The 24,635-nt window shown below is 46.8% G+C and carries 18 protein-coding genes, 2 tRNA genes and 1 other RNA gene; 16 read left to right on the top strand and 5 right to left on the bottom strand.

All coding sequences use genetic code 11. The features are described 5' to 3' along the window. Positions 1 to 26 precede the first annotated feature (26 nt). Positions 27 to 1,391: a M20/M25/M40 family metallo-hydrolase gene (locus EKM87_RS03690; protein WP_125681966.1), complete on the top strand. Its 1,365-nt coding sequence runs from the start codon at positions 27 to 29 to the stop codon at positions 1,389 to 1,391. A 227-nt stretch (positions 1,392 to 1,618) separates the two neighbouring features. Here EKM87_RS03690 and ssrA read toward each other — a convergent pair. Further along, positions 1,619 to 1,989: a transfer-messenger RNA gene (gene ssrA, locus EKM87_RS03685) on the bottom strand. 275 nt (positions 1,990 to 2,264) lie between these two features. On the opposite strand from ssrA, the gene EKM87_RS03680 reads away from it, so the two are divergent. The 9 genes from EKM87_RS03680 to EKM87_RS03640 all read left to right on the top strand — a co-directional run bounded on the left by EKM87_RS03680 (position 2,265) and on the right by EKM87_RS03640 (position 13,405). Next, positions 2,265 to 2,999, top strand: a complete 735-nt coding sequence (locus EKM87_RS03680) for a response regulator transcription factor (protein ID WP_125681964.1) — start codon at positions 2,265 to 2,267, stop codon at positions 2,997 to 2,999. Beyond that, the gene (locus tag EKM87_RS03675; RefSeq protein ID WP_125681962.1) at positions 2,996 to 4,468 is read left to right on the top strand and encodes a sensor histidine kinase; all 1,473 of its coding nucleotides are present in this window, start codon (positions 2,996 to 2,998) and stop codon (positions 4,466 to 4,468) included. The genes EKM87_RS03680 and EKM87_RS03675 overlap by 4 nt, the downstream gene beginning before the upstream one ends. A gap of 97 nt (positions 4,469 to 4,565) precedes the next feature. Next, positions 4,566 to 5,714: a class I SAM-dependent methyltransferase gene (locus EKM87_RS03670; protein ID WP_125681960.1), complete on the top strand. Its 1,149-nt coding sequence runs from the start codon at positions 4,566 to 4,568 to the stop codon at positions 5,712 to 5,714. A 185-nt stretch (positions 5,715 to 5,899) separates the two neighbouring features. Continuing rightward, on the top strand, positions 5,900 to 6,766 hold the full coding sequence (locus EKM87_RS03665) for a GRP family sugar transporter (RefSeq protein WP_125681958.1): 867 nt from the start codon (positions 5,900 to 5,902) through the stop codon (positions 6,764 to 6,766). A gap of 238 nt (positions 6,767 to 7,004) precedes the next feature. Beyond that, positions 7,005 to 8,351 (top strand): glucose-6-phosphate isomerase, encoded by a 1,347-nt coding sequence (locus tag EKM87_RS03660; RefSeq protein ID WP_125681956.1) that lies wholly within the window; start codon positions 7,005 to 7,007, stop codon positions 8,349 to 8,351. Between the two features lie 296 nt (positions 8,352 to 8,647). After that, positions 8,648 to 11,668, top strand: coding sequence for a YfhO family protein (locus tag EKM87_RS03655; RefSeq protein WP_125681954.1), 3,021 nt, complete (start codon positions 8,648 to 8,650; stop codon positions 11,666 to 11,668). A 197-nt stretch (positions 11,669 to 11,865) separates the two neighbouring features. After that, positions 11,866 to 11,938: transfer RNA gene (locus tag EKM87_RS03650), tRNA-Gln, on the top strand. Positions 11,939 to 12,237: 299 nt separating this feature from the next. Continuing rightward, positions 12,238 to 12,771: a hypothetical protein gene (locus EKM87_RS03645; RefSeq protein ID WP_125681952.1), complete on the top strand. Its 534-nt coding sequence runs from the start codon at positions 12,238 to 12,240 to the stop codon at positions 12,769 to 12,771. A 55-nt stretch (positions 12,772 to 12,826) separates the two neighbouring features. Then, on the top strand, positions 12,827 to 13,405 hold the full coding sequence (locus EKM87_RS03640; RefSeq protein WP_125681950.1) for a hypothetical protein: 579 nt from the start codon (positions 12,827 to 12,829) through the stop codon (positions 13,403 to 13,405). Between the two features lie 222 nt (positions 13,406 to 13,627). On the opposite strand, the gene EKM87_RS03635 is transcribed toward EKM87_RS03640, so the two are convergent. Continuing rightward, complete coding sequence (locus EKM87_RS03635) at positions 13,628 to 13,885, bottom strand: hypothetical protein (protein ID WP_125681947.1); 258 nt, start codon at positions 13,883 to 13,885, stop codon at positions 13,628 to 13,630. Positions 13,886 to 14,290: 405 nt separating this feature from the next. On the opposite strand from EKM87_RS03635, the gene EKM87_RS03630 reads away from it, so the two are divergent. After that, positions 14,291 to 14,364 (top strand) — tRNA-Glu (locus tag EKM87_RS03630). Positions 14,365 to 14,657: 293 nt separating this feature from the next. Here the strand turns inward: EKM87_RS03630 and EKM87_RS03625 are convergent. Next, positions 14,658 to 16,421, bottom strand: a complete 1,764-nt coding sequence (locus tag EKM87_RS03625; RefSeq protein WP_125681945.1) for a SpaA isopeptide-forming pilin-related protein — start codon at positions 16,419 to 16,421, stop codon at positions 14,658 to 14,660. A 405-nt stretch (positions 16,422 to 16,826) separates the two neighbouring features. Next, a complete protein-coding gene (locus EKM87_RS03620) occupies positions 16,827 to 17,489 on the bottom strand; it encodes an EAL domain-containing protein (RefSeq protein WP_125681943.1) in 663 nt (220 codons plus the stop codon). A gap of 289 nt (positions 17,490 to 17,778) precedes the next feature. On the opposite strand from EKM87_RS03620, the gene EKM87_RS03615 reads away from it, so the two are divergent. Next, positions 17,779 to 18,903, top strand: coding sequence for a GGDEF domain-containing protein (locus EKM87_RS03615; protein ID WP_125681941.1), 1,125 nt, complete (start codon positions 17,779 to 17,781; stop codon positions 18,901 to 18,903). Positions 18,904 to 19,004: 101 nt separating this feature from the next. After that, positions 19,005 to 19,211, top strand: a complete 207-nt coding sequence (locus EKM87_RS03610) for a hypothetical protein (RefSeq protein WP_125681939.1) — start codon at positions 19,005 to 19,007, stop codon at positions 19,209 to 19,211. Positions 19,212 to 19,328: 117 nt separating this feature from the next. Here EKM87_RS03610 and EKM87_RS03605 read toward each other — a convergent pair whose 3' ends face one another. After that, the gene (locus EKM87_RS03605; protein WP_125681937.1) at positions 19,329 to 19,658 is read right to left on the bottom strand and encodes a hypothetical protein; all 330 of its coding nucleotides are present in this window, start codon (positions 19,656 to 19,658) and stop codon (positions 19,329 to 19,331) included. 172 nt (positions 19,659 to 19,830) lie between these two features. Here EKM87_RS03605 and EKM87_RS03600 point away from each other — a divergent pair, with 172 nt between their 5' ends. From EKM87_RS03600 to EKM87_RS03590, 3 genes are all read left to right on the top strand, one after another. Next, positions 19,831 to 21,564: an ABC transporter ATP-binding protein gene (locus EKM87_RS03600; RefSeq protein ID WP_125681935.1), complete on the top strand. Its 1,734-nt coding sequence runs from the start codon at positions 19,831 to 19,833 to the stop codon at positions 21,562 to 21,564. Further along, positions 21,557 to 23,398 (top strand): ABC transporter ATP-binding protein, encoded by a 1,842-nt coding sequence (locus EKM87_RS03595; RefSeq protein WP_125681933.1) that lies wholly within the window; start codon positions 21,557 to 21,559, stop codon positions 23,396 to 23,398. The genes EKM87_RS03600 and EKM87_RS03595 overlap by 8 nt, the downstream gene beginning before the upstream one ends. Positions 23,399 to 23,550: 152 nt before the next feature. Further along, entirely contained in the window at positions 23,551 to 24,561 is a 1,011-nt protein-coding gene (locus EKM87_RS03590; protein WP_125681931.1) for a serine hydrolase domain-containing protein, read from the top strand. The last annotated feature ends 74 nt before the right edge of the window (positions 24,562 to 24,635 follow it).

Genomic DNA, 24,635 nt, shown 5'->3' with positions numbered 1-24,635 from the left:
TTTTGACGTAAAAAGGAGTGTGGCGTATGTCAGAGAGTACGGACAAATTGAAGACGGCCGTGACAGCGGCTTTAGAGGAGGACCATCAACGCTTAGCGGATTATCTAAAGATTGAAACGGTATCCGCTCAGAATAAAGGTATCGAAGAGACAGTCGCCTTCTTAGAGTCGGCGTTTAAGGAGTTGGGTGCCGAAGTCACGGTGTGGCGGGACGTGCCTGGCAGTAATCCATTTGTCTTTGCCACGCTGCCAGCAGGGCCCCAGGGTAACGCAGAGAAGACGTTACTCTTCTATAACCATTACGATGTTCAGCCCCCGGAACCATTAGATGAATGGCAAACCGAACCCTTTAAATTAACTGAAGTGGCTGGTAAGTATGTGGCCCGAGGTGTTTCGGATGATAAGGGTGAACTCATGCTACGCTTGTCTGCAGTAAAAGCTTTGCAGCGTAGCGGTGGGTTGCCGTGTAACCTCAAGTTTGTCGTTGAGGGTGAAGAAGAGATCGGTAGTCGGCACATTCCCCAGATGACCGTCAAACACGCTGCTGATTTAGTTGCGGATGGTCTCGTCTGGGAAACTGGCGGTAAGGATGCCGACGAAAATTTCGCCATCACCTGTGGTGTGAAGGGCATCATGAGTTTTGAACTTACCGTACAGACGGCGGCGGTGGATCTGCATTCCTCGCTGGCAGCTTACGCGGATAACGCCGCTTGGCGGTTGACCCGGGCGCTAGCTTCCTTACGTGGTCCGAAAAATGAAGTCTTAGTAGCTGGTTTTTATGATGATGTTCGGTCGTTGACACCGGTTGAACAGGCTGCCGTGGATGAGATGAATTTTAACGAGGAACAAACCCGGCAGACGTTTGGGCTGAAAGCACCATTGGTGACCAGTGAACCAACTACGGCACTGATCAACGCAACGACCATGACCATTAACGGGTTGACCAGTGGCTATGAGGGTGATGGGGTTAAGACCGTCTTGCCTAAGTTTGCTAAGGCTAAGTTAGACTGTCGACTTGTACCCAATCAGGATCCACATAAGTTAGCAGAATTGATTCAGCAGCAGTTAACGGTCAACGGTTTTCCTGATGTTAAGGTTAACTACTTATTGGGTGAGAAACCATTTCGCTCTGACTTAACGGATGAACTGGTTCAGACGGCGGTGGCAACTGCCCATGAAGTTTATGGTAATTCTGTGAAATTAGTGCCAAACTCTGCCGGAACTGGCCCTCAAGCACCATTTGATGAGGCGATTAAGACGCCAATCGTGGCGTTCGGCTCTACCTGGTCCGGCTCTGGGGCCCACGCGCCAAACGAAAACATCCGAGTGGCTGATTACCAGCAGGCGGGGGAATACACCGCTAGATTTATTCGGGCATTTGGGGAAGGTTAGCAAGCCGGGTTTGACGTTTAAGTCATGGCCCAATCCATGACACTGCTTATTCGTTCAATAAATCACATATTTAATGGAAGAAAAAATTTTTAATTTAGGTATTTGGCAAGTGCCTTTGGTTGGACAAACTGCGCTAAATCAGGGCTTGTTCAGTTAAAGAGCATAAAAAAACCACGCTCCCGAGGGAACGTGGTTTTTCTCGTCATAGGTTTTAAACGTACTGGCATTTATGGAGCCGGCGGGGATCGAACCCGCGTCCTAGCATATTGCCACCTTAACGTCTACACGCATAGGCAGACTACTTATAGTTTCACTGAATAACTTGCCGCCTGTCAGGGCCCACATACTCAGCTAACCTGATTCATCTCTTCTAACGAACTTCAGGTGGGAGCCGTTAGCGTAAGCCCGTTAAATTTAGGACCCAGATCTAGACCGCGGGCAAGCCTAGGAGGATCTACGTTAAGCGCCTATTAAGCAGCTAAAGCGTAAGAATTGTTATTATTTTTTGCAGTTATAATAAACTGGACCTTTTAACGTAGATGCCGCTACGACGCGCAGTCAAGGTTCAACCTATACCAGTCGAATCCAGAACGGCCCCATGACGATACTAATTAAGTTTACCATACCTGTGTCGCCCTGCAAAGAATTTCGCCTAATCGGGCTTAAATTAAGGCATTAATGCTTTGAGCAGTATAGTATAATAGGTAGTTGAGAAAGCCTCATAGCCATTAAACCAAGTAACCGGTCAAAAGTTACAGAAACTTCAAGGTTCCATCATGACTATTTCTGATGCGCCTGTTAGTTTCAAAGTACCCATGTTCACGAACTTTTGCCGGCTCCGATGACATGACACGAGAATCTTTGGAGGATGCAATGAAGTTATTAATGATTGAAGACAACCACTCAGTATCACAAATGATGTCGATGTTTTTTAAGAAGGAGCAGTGGGATGCCCAATTTGCCTACGATGGCAATGAAGCAGTTGAAATGTTTGCGGCCGCTCCCAATGACTGGGATATGGTCACTTTGGATCTGAACTTGCCCGGTATGGATGGCATGCAGGTCAGCGCCGAGATCCGTAAATTATCGCCAACAGTGCCAATCATCATGCTCACTGCTCGGGATTCCGAGAGCGACCAAGTGTTGGGGTTGGAGATGGGGGCTGATGATTATGTCACGAAGCCATTTAGTCCGATTACGCTGATTGCAAGGATCAAGGCCCTCCATCGCCGGGCTGGGCTGGCCGCTACAGCGAAGACTACGGAAAGTGCACCGTTGAACGATACGGAGGCCTTTGACGTCGTCACCGAGAATTTTAAGCTCAATACGAAGACTCGTGAGGCCTACCTGAACGGCCGTCAGATTCAGGAATTGACGCCCAAGGAGTTCGATTTGCTCAAGACTTTAGCCCAGAAACCACGCCAGGTCTTTTCTAGAGAGCAGTTGCTCCAGCTAGTTTGGGACTACGAGTACTATGGTGACGAGCGGACAGTGGATGCCCACATTAAGAAGTTACGACAAAAGATTGAAAAGGTTGGCCCCCAAATTATTCAAACCGTTTGGGGTGTCGGTTACAAATTTGATGATAGTGGAGCAGATCAGCAATGAAGTTAATGTACCAACAAATGTTAGGATTCTTTGCAGCTATCACCATTATTCTGGTTCTGATGGGGGTCTCATATTCCCAGATGACGCGGCATATGGTGTACAGCAATACGTGGAATTCACTGGAAAAGTATTCAAACAGCTTGATTGAACAGTCGTTGCGAATCAGTTCGCAAGATCCACGAACGGTTAACTTTGACACGACGGCGTTAGAGAACAGTGAGCAGCTCTTACAAAATCAAGCCATTAGCACGACAATCTATAGTGCCACGAATAAGATTGTTTTTCCGGCTAACGTTTACCAACAACCCATCAATAAGTCTGATTGGAAGAAACTCAAAAATAATCAGATTATTCACAAAGTAGTCGATCGCCAGGTGCGCAATAAAAATGGGCGGGTCAGTCCAGCCATGACCGAGGTCATGAAACCCTATTTCTACAATCACAAATTGGTGGCCGTGGTGGTCATGGGGGCGTTTGTCTCTGATATCAATACTAACGTGAACCAGATTAATCGAAACTTGATTCGTTCCCTGCTAGTTTCCTGTTTGGTAGCCATCGTGGCCAGCTATATTTTGGCGCGGTACTACACCTCTCGAATCAATCGCTTGCGGAAAGCAACCAATCAGGTTGCCAAGGGGAACTATGATGTGCAAATGGCTAGTCGCAATCGAGATGAAATTGATGACTTGATCAATGACTTTAACGGGATGGCTCATTCGCTGAAAGACTCGCAAGAGGAGATTCAACGACAAGAGGAGCGCCGGCGAGAGTTCATGGCCAACGCCTCTCATGAAATGCGGACCCCGTTGACCACCATCAATGGGTTACTCGAGGGAATGGCATACGATGCGATTCCGGAAGACAGCAAGGAAGAAAGCATTGCGTTGATGCGGAGTGAAACCAGTCGGTTAATTCGACTCGTTAATGAAAACTTGGATTACGAGAAGATTCGTTCCAACCAGATTGCGTTAAACTTGCATGAATTCAATGCGGTGGATGCCCTGCATAACATCGTCGAACAGTTGAAGCAAAAGGCGGAGGACAGTGGGGATTACCTGGAGTTACAGGCGCCCAAGGAAATTGAAGTTTACGCCGATTATGACCGGTTCGTCCAAATCATGTTTAACATTACTCAAAATGCCATTCAGTTTACCCAGCACGGGCACGTCACGATTTCCGCTCAGCGGGGATATGAAGAGACCATTGTGAAGGTAGCCGATGATGGCATGGGGATGTCTGAGGAACAACTGCAAAACATCTGGGAACGTTACTACAAGGCAGATCCATCACGGAAAAATACCAAGTATGGTGAGTCTGGGTTGGGGTTGTCAATCGTCCACCAACTGGTTCAACTGCATCACGGGAAAATTAGTGTGACGAGTAAGGAAAATGTTGGGACGACGTTTACGGTGATTTTTCCAGACCAACATCAGACCAACTCGGAACGTGCGCGAACGGATGAAGGTTAACCCTATGCAGAGGTTACCGCTGCTTGTCGCTGAAAACTAACGGCTGTGTTTCACGACCAGCCATGTTACAATGAGGAGACCATTAAGGAGGAAACTTTTGAAACGAGTACAAATTACCGGGAAGTCCGTCCGCAAGTTTGAGGACGGCTATCCTATCGTATCTATCACTGACTTAGAAAATCGTCGCGACTTTGAAGATGGCGCGTGGGTCCAATTGGAAAACCACGAGCATTTCGTTGCGATGGCTTACTTCGCTAAACAACACCGAGGCATCGGGTACGTCCTGAGCCTACGAGAAAATGAACCAATCGATGAACGCTTCTTTGCTAGTAAGTTTAGAGCGGCCGCTGCCAAACGGGCTGCCTTTGCGGACACTGCAGCGTACCGCTTCTTCAACGGGACGGGTGACAACCTGGGTGGCTTGGTCATCGATGTTTTCAACGGACAGTACGTCTTCCGTTGGCAAAACAATGCGTTGAAGCAACAATCACGGTTGATCTATGCCGGGTTTGAGCGCGCAATGGGTAAGGACCACGTGGTTTTAGCCGCTGCTCCTGGCCAAGATAAAACCCAGATTATTAGTGGTAAGCCAGTTGATCAACCAATGAATATCATGGAGAATGACATGTCCTTCCCCGTTGACTTGAAGTCAACGCGACAACAATTGGCCTTGGAATTCCGTGACGTTCGTGACTGGCTTAAGGAAACGAGCCAACAGAAGCGAATTCTGAATCTTTTCAGTGCTGAAACAGGGGCTGTCTCAGCTGCGATGCTGGGTGGGGCCGTTGAAGCCGTGACCGTTGATCCAACCAACCGGGCAACGACGACCGTTCAGGCACAGTTAGCAGCTAACAACTTGGACCAAGCAGCTGTTGAAATGCGGACGATGGACGTTGAAAATTATCTAGACTATGCGATTAAGCATGAGTTGACCTTTGATACCATCGTGATCAACCCACCGGCCTTTATTCGGGGTAAGAAGCGGGCGTTCACCTTGGAACAAGATCTCCAGCCATTAGTAGAACAGGCACTGCAGCTTGCGCAGAGCGGGACGAGCGTCCTAGTGACGACGACTGCACCAACGTATTCTATGAAACGATTGAAGTTAACGATTAACGATGCAATTCAAAATTATACCGGTCATGTAAGTGTTTCCAAAGAATTCACTTCACCAGCTGACTTTTTGACTAACGTTTCGGACCGTCATAGTGAATCAATTAAGGGTTTATTGTTATTAGTTGATTAATGAAAATTCATGAAAATTATCAATATGAAGACCGAATGGTAAGATAGACCACTTACCGTTCGGCCTTTTTTTGAATAAAATTTGTTTACTTTTAAATCGGAAACCATTACACTGACTATTGCAAATCAAAAAGCGCTTACAGAGAATAGTCTACAGAATGAAACGAGAGAGTTGAGGCTTGCAAGATGGGTATATTATTAGCTTTAATCCCCACAATTTGTTGGGGGAGCATTGGTTTAATTAGTGGACGTTTGGGTGGGACTTCCTACCAACAAACATTGGGAATGACCGCTGGAGCCGTATTATTCGGACTGTTTGCATTGGTTTATTTTCATAAACCAATTACAGGAATGTCCATGCTGGTTGGGGTTGCATCAGGACTCTGCTGGTCAGTTGGTCAGTTTGAACAATTTCAATCGATGAAGTTTATCGGAATTTCACGAACCGTGCCAATTTCAACTGGTCTCCAGTTAGTTGGGACCGCGTTGGCCGGGGTGCTATTGTTCCATGAATGGACGACCACTAAGATGGTCACCATGGGGACCATCGCCGTGATTGTCTTGATTGTTGGGGCAGCGATGACGTCGTTGCGTGACAAGCGAGCGACGGCCGGTGCCAGTCAACCAGTTGAAGCCGGTAAGGGGAGTATTGCCATTGCGATTTCAACCATTGGTTACGTACTTTACACGGTTATCGTGACGGCTTCAGGTCTGGATTCTAAGACCGTCTTATTCCCACAATCCCTGGGGATGATTCTGGGAGCCTTGATTTTCGTGATGTTTTCTCGGCAGAAGGTTTGGCATAAGGCCACTGCTAAGAACATCATGACTGGGCTGGTTTGGGGCATTGGGAACTTCTTCATGTTCATGTCCATTCCAACAGTCGGTTTGGCAATTAGCTACTCCTTAGCACAATGTGGGATTGTTATCTCGACATTTGGGAGTATCTGGTTACTGGGTGAAAAGAAGACTAGTCGCGAAATGGTTTACATCACCATTGGCTCACTGTTAGTTGTTGTTGGTGGGGTAACCTTGGGCTTGATGAAGCACTAATTTGATTCTTAATAAAGGTGGGTCTGGACGATTGTCTGGACCTTTTTTTATGCGTAAAATTTTAGTAAAGGTTAATTGGACGGGTCATTGCCAGCTGGTGACGGCAGCGCAACCGTGCTATAAGTGATTTGAAAGCGCCTAAAAAACTTTCGGTCTATTTTGGACTAGACCATTTACGATTGGCCAAGTTTGCGGTATAATAAGGCAGTCAAATCAATAAAAGTGAGGTTATCTGAATATGGCACATATCGCCTTTGATCGTTCCAAACTTGATCCGTTTATTCATGACAATGAACTGGGGGAAATGCAGGCGCTGGTCAACGCTGCTGACGCTGAGTTACGTCAGGGAACCGGTGCGGGGAGTGATTTCCGTGATTGGTTGGCATTGCCAAAAGAATACGATAAAGAAGAATTTGCCCGCATTAAAGCGGCTGCAAAGAAAATTCAATCTGATTCCGAAGTCTTAGTGGTTATTGGTATTGGGGGGTCCTACTTAGGGGCCAAGATGGCTGTCGACTTCTTACACGACACGTTCTTTAACTACTTACCTGCTGAGAAGCGTCAAGGACCACAAGTGTTCTTCGCTGGTAATTCTATCAGCCCTGACTACGTGCACGACCTGATCAACTTGATTGGCGATCGTGATTTCTCCGTTAACGTGATCTCAAAGTCTGGGACAACGACGGAACCTTCAATTGCGTTCCGAATTTTCAAGGATAAATTAATTAAAAAATATGGTGAAGATGGGGCCAAGTCCCGGATCTACGCCACAACTGACAAACAACGCGGGGCTTTGAAGACTGAAGCCGATGCTGCCGGTTACGAAACCTTTGTTATTCCTGATGGCGTTGGTGGTCGTTACTCCGTTTTGACCGCTGTTGGCTTGTTGCCAATCGCTGCATCTGGTGCCAACATTGATGACTTGATGAAGGGGGCCGCTGATGCACAAGATGCATACACCAACCCTGATTTGACTAAGAATGAAGCTTACCAATACGCAGCCTTACGGAATATTTTGTACCGGAAGGGTTACACCACAGAATTGCTTGAAAACTACGAACCACGTCTACAGTACTTCGCAGAATGGTGGAAGCAATTAATGGGTGAATCCGAAGGGAAAGACCAAAAGGGTATCTACCCATCATCCGCAAACTTCAGTACCGACTTGCACTCCTTGGGTCAATACATCCAAGAAGGTCGGCGGAACCTGATGGAAACGGTAATTACCGTTGATCAACCACAAAACGACGTCGATGTTCCTAGTGCTGACGATGATTTGGATGGCTTGAAGTACTTGCAAGGAAAGCCAATGAGCTTTGTAAACAAGAAGGCCTACGAAGGGGTCGTTCTGGCACATACTGACGGTGGCGTACCAAACATGGGTGTTCACATTCCAGACCAAACGCCATACACGTTGGGCTACCTGATTTACTTCTTCGAAGTAGCTGTTGGTATCTCTGGTTACTTGAACGGGATCAACCCATTCAACCAACCAGGGGTGGAAGCTTACAAGACGAACATGTTTGCTTTGCTGGGCAAGCCAGGTTTTGAAAACTTAGGCAAGGAATTAAACGCACGACTTTAATTTGAAAGATTGTATTTGGAAGGGTTCGGGACGTAGTTGTCTCGACCCCTTTTTTTGAGGGCAAAATTTATAGGACAACCGGTTGAAAAAGTTTCAGCTGTTACGGGTTAATTATGTTAGAATAAATTTCTAATGTTATTTTTAAGTAACAGGGGCGTGACAAGGATTAAAGTTTTGGTGCTAATTGGTCAGAACCCTTGAGACGTATGGCTAGACAGACTATAGTTAAATGAGTTGGGCTTCGGGGTAGGGGCCAACGATTGGGCTCTAGATTTGAAGTAAGGGGAGATTTTAACGTGAAGGCGTCAAAGCGGAGTTATTTAGACTACACCGTTATTTTTGTGGTGTTGGCGATTTTCCTGTACGGCATTTTTCTGCTGACAGGGAAGTCCTTTATTTGGGAGGGTGATGGGCTTGCCCAACACTACCCAATTTTAGAAAAATTTTATACGTGGCTCCATCAAGGCAGCCTGACCGGCTGGTCTTGGGATTTGGGGTTAGGGGCCGATAAGTTGACCACTTTTTCATACTACGTATTAGGTGACCCGTTTAGTTATTTAATCGGTTTATTTCCCAAACACAGTATTGAATTAGGCTACAACTTGTTGATTTTGTTGCGCTTGTACGTGAGTGGGTTGGCATTCATGCTGTTTGCTCGCCAACGGTCGTTCAAGCCCAGCAGCCGGTTGCTAGGAACGTTAACGTACACATTTACGGGGTATTCTTTGTACGTTAGTATTCGGCACCCATTTTTCCTGTTACCAATGATCCTGTTTCCACTTTTAGCTTACGGTATCGATCACATCTATCGTCAGAAATCGTGGTTGCCGCTTGCCTTTTTCACGGGACTCGCATTGATCAGTAACTTTTACTTTGCCTACATATTAGCCATCGGTAGTTTTGTGTACGCAGTGCTGCGTTACTTTAAGCTACGTGAAACGACGCACTTTAAAGTTTGGCCATTAATTGGTCGTTTCGTTGGTGCTGGGGCAACGGGGTTCCTGTTATCTGGGACACTGTTGTTGCCATCGCTCCTAGGGGTGACCAGCTCAACGCGGGCAACGTCATCTTTTGCCAACGGCTATTTTCTATATCCATTTAACTATTACTTGCGCTTACCCAACATGCTGGTGACGACGGGGAATCCTATGCGTTTTTGGGTGAACCTGGGGTTGGCCGGCTTGACCTTCTTAAGTCTGGTTTTCGTGCTCCGTCACTTCAAACGTTACCTGTGGCTCAACATTAGTCTCTTATTGCTAGTGGTTGGCTCACTGGTGCCCGCTATTGCGGCCGTGATGAATGGGATGACGACACCTTCTCAGCGTTGGTTATTGCTGGGATGTTTGGCATTTAGTCTTGCGGTCATGACCTTTATGGATGAGTTGGGGAACTTGACCCGTAACGATTTTACAGTGCTGATCGTCAGTACACTGGGATTGTTGGCCGTTGTTTGGGCGGCTAACGGGTTTATCTATAGTAACCATCCACATGATTTCGTGATGTATGGGTTATTGTTGCTCACACTGGGCGCCATTTTGAGTAGTCACTTCTTCCAGTGGTCTCAGTCACGAACAATCTGGACCTTGTTGGGTCTCTTGAGTTTAAATATCATTACGAACGGATACGGTTACTTCAGTCCTAACTCTGGTGGTGCCAGTGCTCAGCTGGTGCCACAAGGCATTGCGACGAAGTACCAAAAGAACTATTACGATGGTGCTGAAAAATACACGAATAAGCAGAAAGGCTTTCACCGTTCTGCTACGAGTAAGTTCTATTACTATGCCAATGAAGCTAAGACCAACATGGGGATTAACCTAGGCGCGCACGATATTATGACCTATTTCTCAATCGAGAATGGTTCCATGGGGGACTTTAGTCAGTCCTTGGACAACGCACAGTTCAAGATGAACAAACCCATTAATCAGGCTGATAGTCGGACGACGATGAACAACCTCTTGGGCGTTAAATATGTCTTTGCGCGGACGAATCAATTGGGGATGCAGGCTTTTCCATACGGGTACACGCCAGCCAAACACAAGAACGGGCAGGACGTGACCTACCGGGATCAATCTGTACATGATTTGGGGAATAACTATCCGACAACTGTGCTCAAATCAAAGAACGCTTTGCCATTAGCTTATCTGCAAACGCAGCAACTCAGTCAGCGTCAATTTAACCAACTCAGTGGTCCAGACCGTGAGCAGGCCTTGACGACGGGGGCTTTGGTTGAAGGCGGCGCAAAGCGTGTTCAGACCAAGACGTATCACAGTCAAACTCGACAAGTCAGTTACCAAGCATTGGCTGATGATCGGTCGGTCTTGGATAGCCTGAGCAAGGTGGTCGACTACCGGAAGTACGGGAATAAGACCGAAGCCGAGCTGGAGATGAAACCATTCCAGCCATCACTGCGGAAAAATAACCGTGATCGTTCTGTGAACATTGATAATGATGTGCAACGGGTGACGAAGCTGACCGAGCAAAACGCCCGGACGTTTAAGCGGAACCAACAGGTTAATGCACATGGGTTGAAGGAAATGACTTCTGATAATCAGAATGATCCCATTACCTATAATTTGAAGGTCAATGATCCCAAGCAGACGCGGAATACCGAGTTGTACTTGGAAATCGATGGCATTAAGGCGGAAAACTTTAGTGTCGCTGACAAATACAATGGTGATCGGAACAATAGTATCTTTAAAAACAACGCTTATACCGGTATTTCGCGGATCAATAAGCTGCGGAGTGCCATCTGGCAACAGAGTGACGGTGCCTATACGGCGACGGCGACAACGCCAGAAAATATCAACACGTTCAGCCAACTCGGTCGGAGTAATTTATCCGACTATCAGAACAAGCAACGGGTCGTGCTGAACTTGGGTTATTCACACAAGGACCGCCGGAATATTCAGTTGGCCTTCAAGGGTGTGAAGAGCTTGAAGTTTAAGTCCGTTAAATTGGTCGCTGTGCCATTTGGTAAGCAGTATGACCAACGGATGCAGAACTTAAAGAAACAGGGCTTACAAGGACTCTCCGTTAAGCAAAATAGTGTCACGGGGACCTCTCAGTCAGCCCGGCCAAGTGTCCTGACTACGTCCATTCCTTATTCTAAGGGGTGGCATCTGACGGTCGATGGCAAGCAGCAAGCAACTAAGAAGGTCAATGTCGGCTTTGTTGGTGCACAGCTGCCAGCTGGTAACCACCGTATTCGGTTGACGTATCAGACGCCAGGACTGAAAGCTGGCGAATTGGCCACTCTACTGGGTGTGCTGGTACTCTTAGCTACGGGTGTCGTGAGTTTTTGGCGCCGGCGAAGATAAGTTAAAGCTATTTTAGAGGAAACTGCCGATTTGGTGGTTTCCTTTTTTGCGTCGAAGAAGGGCAACCGTCACTCTGTATAAACTTACATTTCCTGGTAATTCATACAATCTGACCGAAAAATTCCGAAAATTTATTGACACCAAACGCTGAACAGGTTACTATTAAATAGTTGTTTCGACATTGGAAACAGGCTTATTGGGTATTAGCCAAATTGGTAAGGCGGCGGACTCTGAATCCGTAATTTACTGGTTCGAGTCCAGTATACCCAATTATAAGGTTCATATTAGTCGTCAGATTGACCTCACAGAGGTTGGTTTGGCGGCTTTTTTCGTGCAACGAATTTTACCCAGTCGTGGGTGATTTTCGGCTGCGGTCGGTATACCAAGTCAATGCCCTTGAAATTGCTGGTTAAAATTGAAAAAATTTATATTTTTATTCGACAAACCAGGCTAAACGACATAATGTGACATACCCATCATGTATGATTACTAGTGTCTAGTGAGTTAACACTACGACAAGGATAAAGGCAATCAAGGTGACCGGTTGCTACTTGAAGGAGGAACTACATATGGGATTGATGAAAAGCGGACTCACTAGTTTGCTGGTTGTGCTGAGCCTAGGCGGTGGCCTGATTACCGCGTCTACCACGGCACAAGCCAAGTCTCTAGAAGTTACGATTACAGATGACAGTGGTAAGCAGACCGTGACGTATAACGGTAAAAAATATACTGCAGAACAGGCAGTTAAACTGGGACTTATCGTTGATAAAACGGTTAACGCTAAGGAAAATCGCTGGGCCTACCAGGTCACAAACGTGAAGGCTAAGCGCACTAAGTCTGGTAAATCGGTGAAGGTCAGTGGGAAGCTAAAGGTCACCAACATTAGAACCAGTGTTTTCACACCTGCAAAGAACGTTCAGATTAGCGTGGGTAACACCACCAAGTTGGCTAAATTATCGAAGAAGTTAACCTTTAGTCAGGTGGTGAAGACCAAGGCCAAGAAGCTTAAGTTACGGGCAGGCTATACTGAAAAAATTAAGGGTCACAAGTCGTTTACTGTGTTATCCGCTAATAAGCAATTTAAGGTCAAGGCTTACAAGTAACATTAAATTAAGTGAATTAGTTTAAGCATATCAATAGTTAAAAGGAGAAAAGATCATGAAATTATTAAAAATTGTAAGTGCAGTGATGGTTGCTACAACCATGGGAGCCGCAGTCGTAGTAGCTACGCCAGGGGTTACGGCGGATGCTAAGTCTAAGAAGTCTTTGAAGACTTTTCCGAAGTCTTTGCGGCGTACTTGGTATCATTACGAAAAAAATGATAAAGGTAAGTTCAGATATAGTAAGGTGACTTTTTCTGCCAAAAAATGGACTAATATCTGGAATGGTGATTCCTACACTGTGCCAAGCACAGCTAAAGGGGTCTTACATCAATACGATCCAGCTAAGAAACTCCAGAAGGGGAAAGACAGTTGGATGTTTGCCTACAAGGCTGGTAAGTCAACTAAGGTAGGATTCTGGAATACTACTAAGAAAGCTATGACTCCTAAGTATACGTTAACTGGCTACAAGGTTGTCACAGCTAAGGTGAACGGCAAGAAAGTCAAAGTCTTGCACGCAGAAAACTTGCATTCATTGCCTGTGAACACGCCTTACTACTACACCAGCAAGCACTTGGCTAAAATAACCAATCCTAAGGGGTACAACTACGAGACCCTTTACGGTCCCAAAAAATAAGATACTCACTAACGATCACCTCTTCTGCCGTCAGGGAGAGGTAATACTCAGGACGAATCAATAGATTAATGGCTATAGGGATGCGGTTGAAATTTGTCGAAGACAATCAACGTTCTCAATAGGTGTTGATTTAGCAAGTTTGGTTTCGTCCAAAGAAAACACGTTTGATAGTTCGTCCATTGGGGCAAACTATCAGACGTGTTTTTGGTCGACTAATTAATGTTAGGAAGCTACCGAAGCAGAACTGGCCACTACGGTAAAGTGCGTCACGACAAATTGTTTGCGCTGGTTTGTGTGACCATAAAGCGCGACGTGCGTCCCGCCAGTCGCCTGGTAGAGAAAGTTTAGCCCGTGTTGATGAATTAGACAGTTGTGTATGTTGCCAGTCTCATCGGCAATTTTAGCGAAGATGAGCAGGGGTCTGAGTTTGAGTACTTTCGGGTCTGCTAGTAATTTTCCGTTGAATGCGCGTTGGTCCATGATCATCACCTCAAATAGCATTATACGAACAAATGTTCGACGGTGCAAGTGTGACGTCCTGACTTAAAATAGACCGCTTTTCAGACTGTAGGTGTTCCCCCCCACAGCAGGCGGAATCTCTGACCGTCGCAGGTGGCCGGGTGAGCCTAATTTTAGGTCTGTAATGCCATACTGTTCTTGGATTGATAACGTTTTTCGAACCTTCAATCTTTAGTAATTGGGTATACTGGGAATGAACCAGTAGCATCTGGACTGAACGGGGGTTACTGACTAAACTGACAATAACTGAGCTAAACTTAAAAACTAAATTACTGCATGAAGTCTCATTTTAATGTAATTTCATGCAGAGAAGGATTGACATTTTTTAGCGAATAGCGTAAATTAGATATTGCTAGTAAATGACATTGCCCGCTGGTCAAACTGGTTTAAGACGTCGCCCTCTCAAGGCGGAGTTACGGGTTCGAGCCCCGTGCGGGTGATAATTAGAGAAACACTGAGATATTAAAAGAGCTAGAAATGCTGATAAAACAGCGTTTCTGACTCTTTTCTTTTTGTCTGAAAAGCACTCAAATACAAATCGTTCTTCGCAATTTCTTCGCAAAACTGAAATTCAGAAAAAATGTGCGAAGAATTGCGAAGAACAAGACCAAGGTCACGTGGATTAGATCGTTTTTGTGATTGGTTAACCAAAAAAACTGCCCCAAGATTAGCTTGAGGCAGTTTGATAACCTAATTAGTGATCAGCAAAAATTACATTAGTCATGAGGATTTTTTATTCATGCCGCTTCTGGTGAATCCAGAGGCCACTAGTCGTAATTAACAGAGCAAATCCGGCAATCGTCAGAAGGAGGCTACTGGTCTTGTGTTCACCCGTTTGTGGCAGGGTAGATCCGACGTAGCTGCCACTGCCAGTCGATGAACCACTTCCGGTAGTTGTTGGGGCGCCGCTACCAGCTTCGTAACCAGTGGATCCGGAACCAGTCCCTTGGCCGGAAATGTTGCTACCGGCCCCACCAGTAGTCACGTTACCGCTACTTTGACCACCGCCTGGATAGGTGATTGGCTTATTCGGCTTAGCTGGTTTGTTTGGCTTTACAGGCTTTACCGGTTTAACTGGCTTAGTAGGCTTTACCGGTTTCGTCGGCTTTGGTGGCTTGACGGAAGGAGTCGTCGTTCCAGGATTTTCTGGATTCGTTGGCGTCGTAGTAGGGGGTGTCGTCGTTCCAGGATTTTCTGGGTTGGTTGGCGTCGCAGGTGGCGTAGTCGTCCCAGGATTGCCAGGGTTCGTAGGTGGCGTGGTCGTGCCGGGATTTCCGGGCCCTGAGGTATCAGGTGTCTTCGTATCTTCGGCAGTCACACTGACTTCAGCGGATGAACCGGCCTTAATTTCAAACGGAATGGGCGTCTTATCCAATTCGTAGCCCTCAGGCGCCTTGGTTTCAACAAATTGATACTTGCCGACAGCTAATCCACCGTACGTAATCGTTCCGGCAGCATCAGTGGTCATGTCGGCCTTAATGACCTTGCCAGTTGCGTCTTGGAGTTCGTAGACGGCACCAGCTAAGGCTTTACCGGTGGCTTTATCGGTCTTGGTTAGTTTGACTAGACCGGAATCTTCTTCTTCGCTACCACCATTACTGCCGTTACCAGTACCACTGCCGCCCCAAACGATTTGAGAGTTAACGGTTTGGCCATTCAGTGTGGCACTGTTTTTCCAAGCACCACCAGTACCGGAAACGTCTGGCTTTGTGTGGTAAGTCATATTGACCGCTGTGGTGATATTGTCAAAAGTGAAAATAACGGTACTATTACCAGCTTCAACGTTAGGCGTTACGGAACCACCATCACTAACAAAGCTACCAGTGTCATCGAATTTTCCAGTTTGGGCATGGACACTACCTGGGACGTAACTTTGCCCGGGGCCAAGGTTATCAGTGATGACAGCTTGACCTAAGTGGGTGCTGTTGGGGTTGAACGCAATGTTCCAGGTGAGTAATGCGGGTGAACCATCTGAGTTACGCTCAGCTACCCAACCGATCTTGTTGATGCCCCAATCAAGACCGATGTTGGCATTCTGTTCGGTTCCTTTGACGTAGAAATGCAGGTCTCCGCTACGGTTAGTCGACGTACTGGATAGGGTGTCGTTAAAGGTGATAGTTCCCGTGTTTTCACCTTCTTTAATCGAAAATGTCCCGATCTCTCGGCCACTGTCATCGTACAGTGGGAACGAAACGTCTCGCCGACCGACAGCTGTGTGAGGAAAAGTGACAGTTGCCGTATCGCCGGCCTGAATGGCTACACCGTCGGGAATGCCCCATTTGTAATCAACTAAATAGGTATCCCACTTGCTGAGATCACTCCCATTAGGAATAACCTTACCGTTGGTGTCTGTAATGACTGCATTATTTTCACCTAAACCGGCGACTTGAATATTCTTGGCTTGAGCAGTGACTGAAGTCATACCGATACCGCCGATCAAGAAAACAAAAACAGCTATTAAGATGCCAATAATTAGATTGGCTTTCTTTTTTCGCATCGTAATCCTCCTCCAATCTACAAGTGCTCGCAGCCTACAGATTGACTAAACATCAATCGGAACAACTGCTTGTGTCAGAAATACTTTGTCTAAGATGTTTCATTCACTGCTCTGTATTTACTATAATGACAATTGGCCGGAGTAGGGTATCTGTGAGAAAAAAATAAGGTAGTTAAAAAAAAGGGGAACGTAGCCCACAACTAATGTTGCAATTCCATTGAATTTATCGAAAAAACATCGCCACTAAGGTTGGCGTGAAGCCATTTGGTAGCTATTTTAGTTAACGAATTAGATGTTGCTGAGGGAAAATTAAAAACCGCCTACCGTTTGGTAGGCGGTTTTGTTTGATTGACTCGTTAATTTGAGGATGATGCGGTTAAGCCCGTAGAACATGTTTAATGGCCATTACAGGGCAATTAAGTGGGGTTTACCGTAGTACCAGCCTTGACGGAGGGGAATCTCAAGTTGGTTGGCGAGTTCATCCTCCTCAGCGGTTTCCACACCTTCAAGGATTAACCGGAGGCGATACTGCTGAGAAATTTTCTTCCAGAATTTGAGGGCGTCTGGAATTTCGGTTTCCCGACCAGCCTCCCGAAAGTTCTGCATAGCAAATTTGATTTCGCTAGCGTATGACAGAATCGGTTCAATGTGTTCGTATGTATTGATACCGGTACCGATGTCGTCGAGGCTAAGTTGAATGCCTTGCTCGTCGAAGTAGTGGACCTGATCAATGACCTGTTCATCGGTGATGGTGGCATCAGTAAGTTCCTCAGTGACCTCTAGCACCAAGGTGATCGGGTAGATGGCGCGTTGAGCAGCGACGATAGTCTTCGCAATAGTGGAATTCACAAACTGAGTTTGGTTAACGTTATAAGAGACCGAAGCAACCTTAAGTCGCAATTTTTGAGCTGTTTGGCGAATTAAGTCAGCTTGGACGTCAATTGGAATGGTTTCAAACTCGCGGGGGAGAACCCAATGGTCAGCAACCCGTTGCCGAATGAGCATCTCATAGCCAATTAGTGAATTGTTGAGAACGTTTAGTTGTGGCTGGAGAAAATAACGGTACATGGTGTTGGCGCGCCTCCTTTTGAAATGTCTGTTACCATCATACTTTATTTTTCCCATTTTAAATAGGGGAATGACGGAGAAAGCAGGTAACTGAGGGAAAGATTTTCAAAATTCTCGAATTGATATAGGAATTTATATAATTTTAAATGGCGTCATTATATGAAAAGGTTTATAGTAGATGTATTCGTGTGATTAACGCGGTATAATTATTGGTGGGTGATGGGCTTTATCGACAGCCCCCCCACCAAATCGTTAGTTAAAACATTTAATTTACAAGGAGAATGGTTCTATGTCATGGACGATGTGGCTCGTTCCCCCAATTATTACCAGTATCTTCTTCGTGCTAGGCGTTATCACGCTTTACTGGTCCATTTTTAATTGGGTAACGGCAAAGGTCGAATCGCAAAATAAGCCGATCGACATCAAAAAAGTTCAAATTGCCATTGGGCTGACCTGTGCGGTGGTCTCCGTTTTTGCCCTGCAGTTCTTGGTTCGCGACAGTCACCTTTCGTGGACATTCACTAATTTTCAGTTACTACTACTGATATTTGTGGCATACTTTTTACAACTTAAAATTCCACACTGGTTGATTTTTATTTCCGGAGTAGGTTTCATGTTGATCAATGGTAACGTGACGGCGCCCCTGTCGTGGACCTACACCATTATTTTCGTGTTGTTCTACGTGGTTTCTTACCAGCAGAGCACACATTTATGGCGCTGGCCGTTTACCCGTTATATTTCGATTGCGGTAGCTTTTGCCCTGGTTCTTTGGGGGCTAGTCGCTGTACGGTTTCACCTGGGAATGGCCACTTATTGGATTGAAATCGCAGATTACACCGTCTTGGCAAGTCTCATGTACGGTTACTTCAAGATTCAGGATAAGGATCGGCGCATCAAGGACCGGCTGTTCCAATCGGCTAACTGGGATGCACTGACGCACGTTCAAAATTTTGCGGCTTACGACCGGGCCATTAACTATCGCTTTCAAAATAGTTCTGTGCACAATGAGAATTTGTCGATGGTGATGTTTGATATTGACCACTTCAAACAAGTGAACGACACGTACGGCCATTTGGCTGGAGATGAAGTTTTAAAGGCGGTAGCGCGGGCCGTGACGGATGCGCTAAAGGCCGTTGACGCCAGGATGGTGCTGTATCGAACGGGTGGGGAAGAATTCAACATTATCCTACCAAACTGTGACTTGGAACGGGCACGGCCTGTTGCTCAGACCGTTTTCGATGCGGTTGATGATTTAGAGATTCCGTACAACGAAACGACGCTGCACGTCACCATCTCGGTGGGCGTTTCCGGATTGAGTGCGGCGGATCATAACCCGCTGGACTTTTACAAGCGGGTCGATGCCAATCTGTATCACTCGAAGGAACACGGTCGTCGCCAGATTACGGTCGGTTAGTTTCTTTATAAATTTGTAAATATAAGATAGGTGTTTGCCCGGTCTGATTGGTGTAGAATAATGGCTAGTCAGGGATTCCCGGACAGAATGGAGCGATCATCGTGATATTAAGCCTTCTACTATTACTTTTACTATTTCCAATTTTGCGATTGGTCTTCGGCATGGCTGGCTGGTTGCTGGGACTGGTGGGTACCCTGATTATTGGGGTTATCGTGCTAGTTGCTTTTGCAGCGTTGTTCCGCTTCTTTCTGGTGGCCGTGTTGGTCATCGGGGGTGGCGTCTGGGCTTCGCGAGCATTATTTAATTAAAGCTAAAAGTGTAGCCTTGTGGGCGAGTGGCTTGTAGGCTACGCTTCAATGCAAAGGCATTTAAATACCAAAAAAGACTATGACGTTGGTCACAGTCTTTTTTTAGTGTGTAGATTACTATTCAAATGAAATTTCCACCAAATAGGTGTGCTCGGCTTGAATGTACCCGGTCGTGATCCAGACCTCTGAATAGTCTAACTTTGAACTATTGGTTCGGTCAAAGAAATCGTTTAACAGGTCGCCATTTTTAGCCAGGAAGTCTTCATCCATCCGATTGACTAATAGCCGGTCAGTTGGGAAGTAGATGTCTGGGTTGGCCACCTTGACAGTGTCAGGGACGCCAATCGAAACAACGTTGCTATTGCGCTGCTGGATGAAGGACACATCTTGTTGGTGGCGGTGAATGTATGTCAAAACATTATAGATTGAATCTGAGTTACTCGCCACAGTTTTCTTTCTCCCTTCGGTGTCTACATTGTAACAAATATTTGGGGGTTTACCAGTGCTTCATTTCTCCGGTACATCGTTATTGCAAACAGCTTTCATGCGTGTATAATTATCGCATATGCTGTTTTAGACATTTATAGAGTATACCAAAAAGAAAGAAGGCCAAATTGCAATGATGCGACTTGCCCGAAAACACTTGGACTGGTGGGCAGTAGTCCTTGCTGTGGGATTCATGATTATTCAAGTTGCCTGTGACCTGTCGTTGCCAACGCTAACCTCGAACATTATTGATAAGGGGATTGCGAACAATGACATTGGTTATATCTGGCGTACTGGTGGCCAAATGCTCCTCCTGAGTTTCATTGGGGTACTGGGTGCCGCTGGTAACGTTTATTTTGCGTCAACACAGTCGCAGAAGATGGGCCAACGTATTCGAACAGGTATCTTTAAAAAGGTAACCTTTGCGTCAACGGAAGAGTTTGAAACGGTCGGTAACGCTTCATTAATTACGCGGACAACTAACGATGTGGTCCAAATTCAAAACGTGATGGTTCAGATGTTACGGATGATGCTGATGGCACCAATTATGTTGGTGGGTGCTGGTATTTTGGCCTACATTAAGAGTCCCCGGTTGACGGTGGTCTTTTTGGTAGCCTTGCCAGTCTTAGCCTTGTTTACCTTTGCCATTATGTTTTTTGCAGTACCACTCTTCAAGAGTCTGCAAAAGAAGATTGACCGGATCAACCTGGTCTTTCGTGAAGGCTTAACTGGGGTGCGGGTTATCCGAGCCTTTAACCAGGACCAGTTTGAACAAGACCGGTTCGAAGGGGCTAACCAAGATTACACGAACACTGGGATTAAAGTGTTCATGATCGTTTCATTGATGTTCCCAATCATTACGTTAATTGTGAGTGGCACGAACATCGGTATCGTGTGGTACGGGGGCCAATTGATTGGCTCGCAAGCCATGGAAGTTGGGAATTTAGTGGCGTTCATGACTTATGCCACGCAGTTGCTGATTAGTTTCATGATGGTCTCAATGGTCTTTGTTTTCGTGCCACGGGCGCAAGCTTCTGCTGCACGGATCAACGAAGTGATGGACCTCAAGTCTAAGATCAACGATGCTGATCAACCCGTTGATTTACCAGCTGGTCCAGCAAGCTTAGCCTTTGATCACGTGAACTTTCGGTACACCGGTGCCGAGAAGCTGGCGTTGGCCGACGTGAACTTTTCAGCCACGGCCGGTCAGACCGTCGCTATTATTGGGGGAACCGGTTCTGGGAAATCCACGCTGGTTAACCTGATACCCCGGTTGTTTGATCCCGAAAGTGGTCAAATTAAACTGAATGGGATGGCGCTGACGGCTGCCAGTCAAGCAGCTCTGCATGATGCGATTTCCATCACGCAACAAAAAGCGGTGCTATTCTCTGGGACCGTTAGGAGCAACATGGTCTACGGAATGAAGGATGCCAGTGATGCACAGATCTGGCACGCCTTAGACGTTGCTCAAGCCAGTGACTTCATTAAGGAAGAAGGCGGGCTGGACGGTGTCGTTGAACAGGATGGTGCGAACTTCTCCGGTGGCCAACGACAACGGCTAGTGATTGCTCGGACGATTTTGAAACGGGCGAGCGTCTACATCTTTGATGATTCGTTCTCTGCCTTAGACTTCAAGACGGACTCCTTGCTACGGCAAGACCTGCGGAAGGACGAACAAGTCCAAGCCGCCGTCACTGTGATTGTGGCCCAACGGGTTTCGACCGTTGCCGACGCCGATTTAATTTTGGTCATCGATGGTGGTCAGATTGTCGGTCAAGGGACGCACGATGAATTGAAAGCAACGAACAAAACTTATCAAGAAATTCTAGAATCACAACTCCGAAAGGGGGATGAGGTCGATGCGTAATGGACGCGGGTCCGCAACGAAACAGCGGCCACAAAATTTCTGGGGGACGACGGTTCGACTCTTTAAATACATGAAGGCCTGGATTCCAAGTCTGCTGGTAGTCTTAGTCTTTGCCGTTGCCTCAGTAGTCCTTCAAATCAAGACGCCAAAAATCTTAGGGGAAGCCACAACGGAACTCTTTAAGGGTGTGATGAAGGGCCAAGCTGAACTGAAAGCCGGCATTAGCATTCACAGTTTGCCCGTGGATTTCGGTAAGATTGGTCATATCCTGTTAGTTGTTGGGATTATGTACGCTGGTGCGGCCATCTTTGGGGTCGTTCAACAACTGATTATGAGCTGGATTTCTCAAAAGGTCGTTTATCGGTTACGGCGAGACCTTAAGGAAAAGATGCAACGTTTGCCAATCAGTTACTACGATACTCATAGTAACGGGGACCTGATGTCCCGGATGGCTAACGATATGGATAACATCGGTGGGACGTTGCAACAGACGCTTTCACAGATGGTAACCAGTGTGCTGACTTTCTTCGGGGTGCTTTACATGATGCTTACCATCAGTGGCTGGTTGACGCTGGTTGCGTTAATCTCTGTACCACTGAGTTTATTGGTCGTGATGGTGGTGGCCCCTAAGTCTCAACGGTTCTTTGCGAGTCAACAAAAGAACTTGGGGTTGCTGAACAACACGGTTGAAGAAACGTACGCTGGCCATACTGTGGTCAAGACGTTTAATCGGGAGCAAGCATCTCAAGAAGAATTTGAAGAGCATAACCAAAAGTACTATCAATCAGCCTGGAAAGCACAATTTGTGTCCAGTTTGATTTTTCCTCTGATGAACTTCGTGAAGAACTTGGATTACCTGGCCGTTGCGGTCATTGGGGGAATTCAAGTTGCTAACGGAACCGTCACTTTGGGGAACGTACAGGCCTTCCTGCAATATACCAACCAGTTTTCACAACCAATCACGCAGATGGCCAACCTGACGAACACGATTCAGGCGACAATTGCTTCTGCTGAACGGATCTTTGGCGTCTTGGACGAAGACGACATGACTGATACGGCTACGGCTAAGTTGCCAGAACATACTGCGCCTGCCGACAACGTCATTGAATTTGACGACGTGGCTTTCCAATACGTGGAAAGTAATCCGCTGATTGCCGACTTCAATTTGAAGGTCAAACCGGGTGAAATGGTTGCAATCGTTGGGCCAACGGGGGCCGGTAAAACGACCATTATTAACCTGTTGGAACGGTTCTATGACGTTGGCTCAGGTCAGATTAAATATCGGGGTCAAAATACCTTGGATGTTGATCGTAAGGACTTACGTCGTCATTTTGCCATGGTGCTCCAGGATACTTGGCTCTTCACCGGATCCATTTTCGATAACATCAAGTATGGTCGTGAGGATGCCACGGATGACGACGTGTATGCTGCTGCCAAGGCTGCTCACGCGGATACCTTTATTCGCCAGTTGCCTGACGGCTACGACACGGTACTGAATGAAGCGGCTACGAACATTTCTCAAGGACAACGGCAATTGTTGACGATTGCGCGAGCCTTCGTGGCCGATCCAGACGTTCTGATTTTAGATGAAGCAACGAGTTCTGTGGATACACGGACGGAAATGTTGATTCAACACGCGATGAAACGTCTGTTGGCTGGTCGAACGAGCTTTGTGGTGGCGCACCGATTGTCAACGATTCAAAGTGCTGAGAACATTGTGGTTATGAACCATGGGCACATCGTTGAAACGGGGAATCATGACAGCTTGTTGGCTGCCGATGGGTTCTACGCTGACTTGTACAACAGTCAATTTGCAGGTAATAACTTAGCTTAGTGTTGTGGTCGCTTCGGCTGCCAGACTAATAACCTAAAAGCGAGGTTCAGCAGTTGCTGAGTCTCGTTTTTAATTTGATTAATTTACGAAAACTTTGGTTGCGCGGGTGAATGGGCAGTGGGTACAATGGGGCAAGAGAAAGAGGTGCGGGTATGACTTATCCACAAACAAAGGCGGCGTTGCAGCGATTGCTCACGGACCACGTGGTGCCGGGGGTCAGTTACGCCTTCATTGACCATGACGTTATTGAAACCGGGGAGATGGGGCAAGCTGCAGTGATTCCCCATTCAGAACCGCTGCGAGCGGGGATGGTTTTTGACGTGGCATCGTTAACGAAGGTCGTGGGGACGCTGACAGTGGTTCTCCAGCTATTAGCCCAAGGGCGGCTACAACTCACGGACCGTTTATCAGATTGGTTACCAGAATGGCAGGATCGGCGGGTGACGGTGCGACATTTATTAACGCACACGTCCGGCATCGTGGGTTACATCCCCAATCGTAACCAGTTGGGGGCAGCGGACCTGACAGCTGGGTTGCTGCAGCTCCACGTGGGCCCCAACTTTAATCGGAAAATGGTTTACGCCGATGTTAACTATATTTTCTTAGGCTGGATTGTTGAGAAAATATTAGGCGAGCCAATTCAGGTGGCTGCCCAAAAACGCGTACTGAACCCCCTAGGGATGACGCACAGTACGTTCACCCCGGGGAATCCGTTGGCTTGTGTACCGACCGAACTGACGACTGACCGCGGTTTAGTCCGAGGTGTTGTGCACGACCCTAAGGGCTACGTCTTACAGCGGCGTTGTGGGTCGGCGGGGCTATTCAGTACGACCGACGATTTGGCAACCTTTTGTCACGCCTATCTGAATCCTGAGCAGGTCGCCAGCGTGTTACCGCCAGCTTGGCTTCACCGATTGACCACCGACTGGACGCCTACGGGGACCGCGGGCCGGTCTCTTGGATGGGCGTTAGCGGGGACACAGTGGCCGCAGCCACATCGAATCATCTGGCATTCGGGCTTTACCGGGACCTATTTGGTGCTGGACCCCCAGCAGCAACAGGCCATGGTATTTCTGTCAAATCGGATCCATCCAGACGCACCAAACGAGTTTTACCTCGACCAGCGAAATGCGGTCATTGGGACCTATTTAGCTGAAAAATAATTACTTACTGGTGCGTGTGTAAGGGCTTGGGACTTTTGTTCCAGGCCCTGATTGTTTGGTTAAATTGGCATGAT

Source organism: Levilactobacillus yonginensis (assembly GCF_003946265.1).
GTDB classification, from domain to species: domain Bacteria; phylum Bacillota; class Bacilli; order Lactobacillales; family Lactobacillaceae; genus Levilactobacillus; species Levilactobacillus yonginensis.
This window is presented reverse-complemented; position numbering and strand designations above follow the sequence as displayed.

Excerpts from the sequence above, each read along its gene's own strand:
- EKM87_RS03690 (WP_125681966.1), top strand. The coding sequence starts at position 27 with ATGTCAGAGAGTACGGACAAATTGAAGACGGCCGTGACAGCGGCTTTA.
- EKM87_RS03680 (WP_125681964.1), top strand. The coding sequence starts at position 2,265 with ATGAAGTTATTAATGATTGAAGACAACCACTCAGTATCACAAATGATG.
- EKM87_RS03675 (WP_125681962.1), top strand. The coding sequence starts at position 2,996 with ATGAAGTTAATGTACCAACAAATGTTAGGATTCTTTGCAGCTATCACC.
- EKM87_RS03665 (WP_125681958.1), top strand. The coding sequence starts at position 5,900 with ATGGGTATATTATTAGCTTTAATCCCCACAATTTGTTGGGGGAGCATT.
- EKM87_RS03660 (WP_125681956.1), top strand. The coding sequence starts at position 7,005 with ATGGCACATATCGCCTTTGATCGTTCCAAACTTGATCCGTTTATTCAT.
- EKM87_RS03645 (WP_125681952.1), top strand. The coding sequence starts at position 12,238 with ATGGGATTGATGAAAAGCGGACTCACTAGTTTGCTGGTTGTGCTGAGC.
- EKM87_RS03640 (WP_125681950.1), top strand. The coding sequence starts at position 12,827 with ATGAAATTATTAAAAATTGTAAGTGCAGTGATGGTTGCTACAACCATG.
- EKM87_RS03635 (WP_125681947.1), bottom strand. The coding sequence starts at position 13,885 with ATGGACCAACGCGCATTCAACGGAAAATTACTAGCAGACCCGAAAGTA.
- EKM87_RS03625 (WP_125681945.1), bottom strand. The coding sequence starts at position 16,421 with ATGCGAAAAAAGAAAGCCAATCTAATTATTGGCATCTTAATAGCTGTT.
- EKM87_RS03620 (WP_125681943.1), bottom strand. The coding sequence starts at position 17,489 with ATGTACCGTTATTTTCTCCAGCCACAACTAAACGTTCTCAACAATTCA.
- EKM87_RS03615 (WP_125681941.1), top strand. The coding sequence starts at position 17,779 with ATGTCATGGACGATGTGGCTCGTTCCCCCAATTATTACCAGTATCTTC.
- EKM87_RS03600 (WP_125681935.1), top strand. The coding sequence starts at position 19,831 with ATGATGCGACTTGCCCGAAAACACTTGGACTGGTGGGCAGTAGTCCTT.
- EKM87_RS03595 (WP_125681933.1), top strand. The coding sequence starts at position 21,557 with ATGCGTAATGGACGCGGGTCCGCAACGAAACAGCGGCCACAAAATTTC.
- EKM87_RS03590 (WP_125681931.1), top strand. The coding sequence starts at position 23,551 with ATGACTTATCCACAAACAAAGGCGGCGTTGCAGCGATTGCTCACGGAC.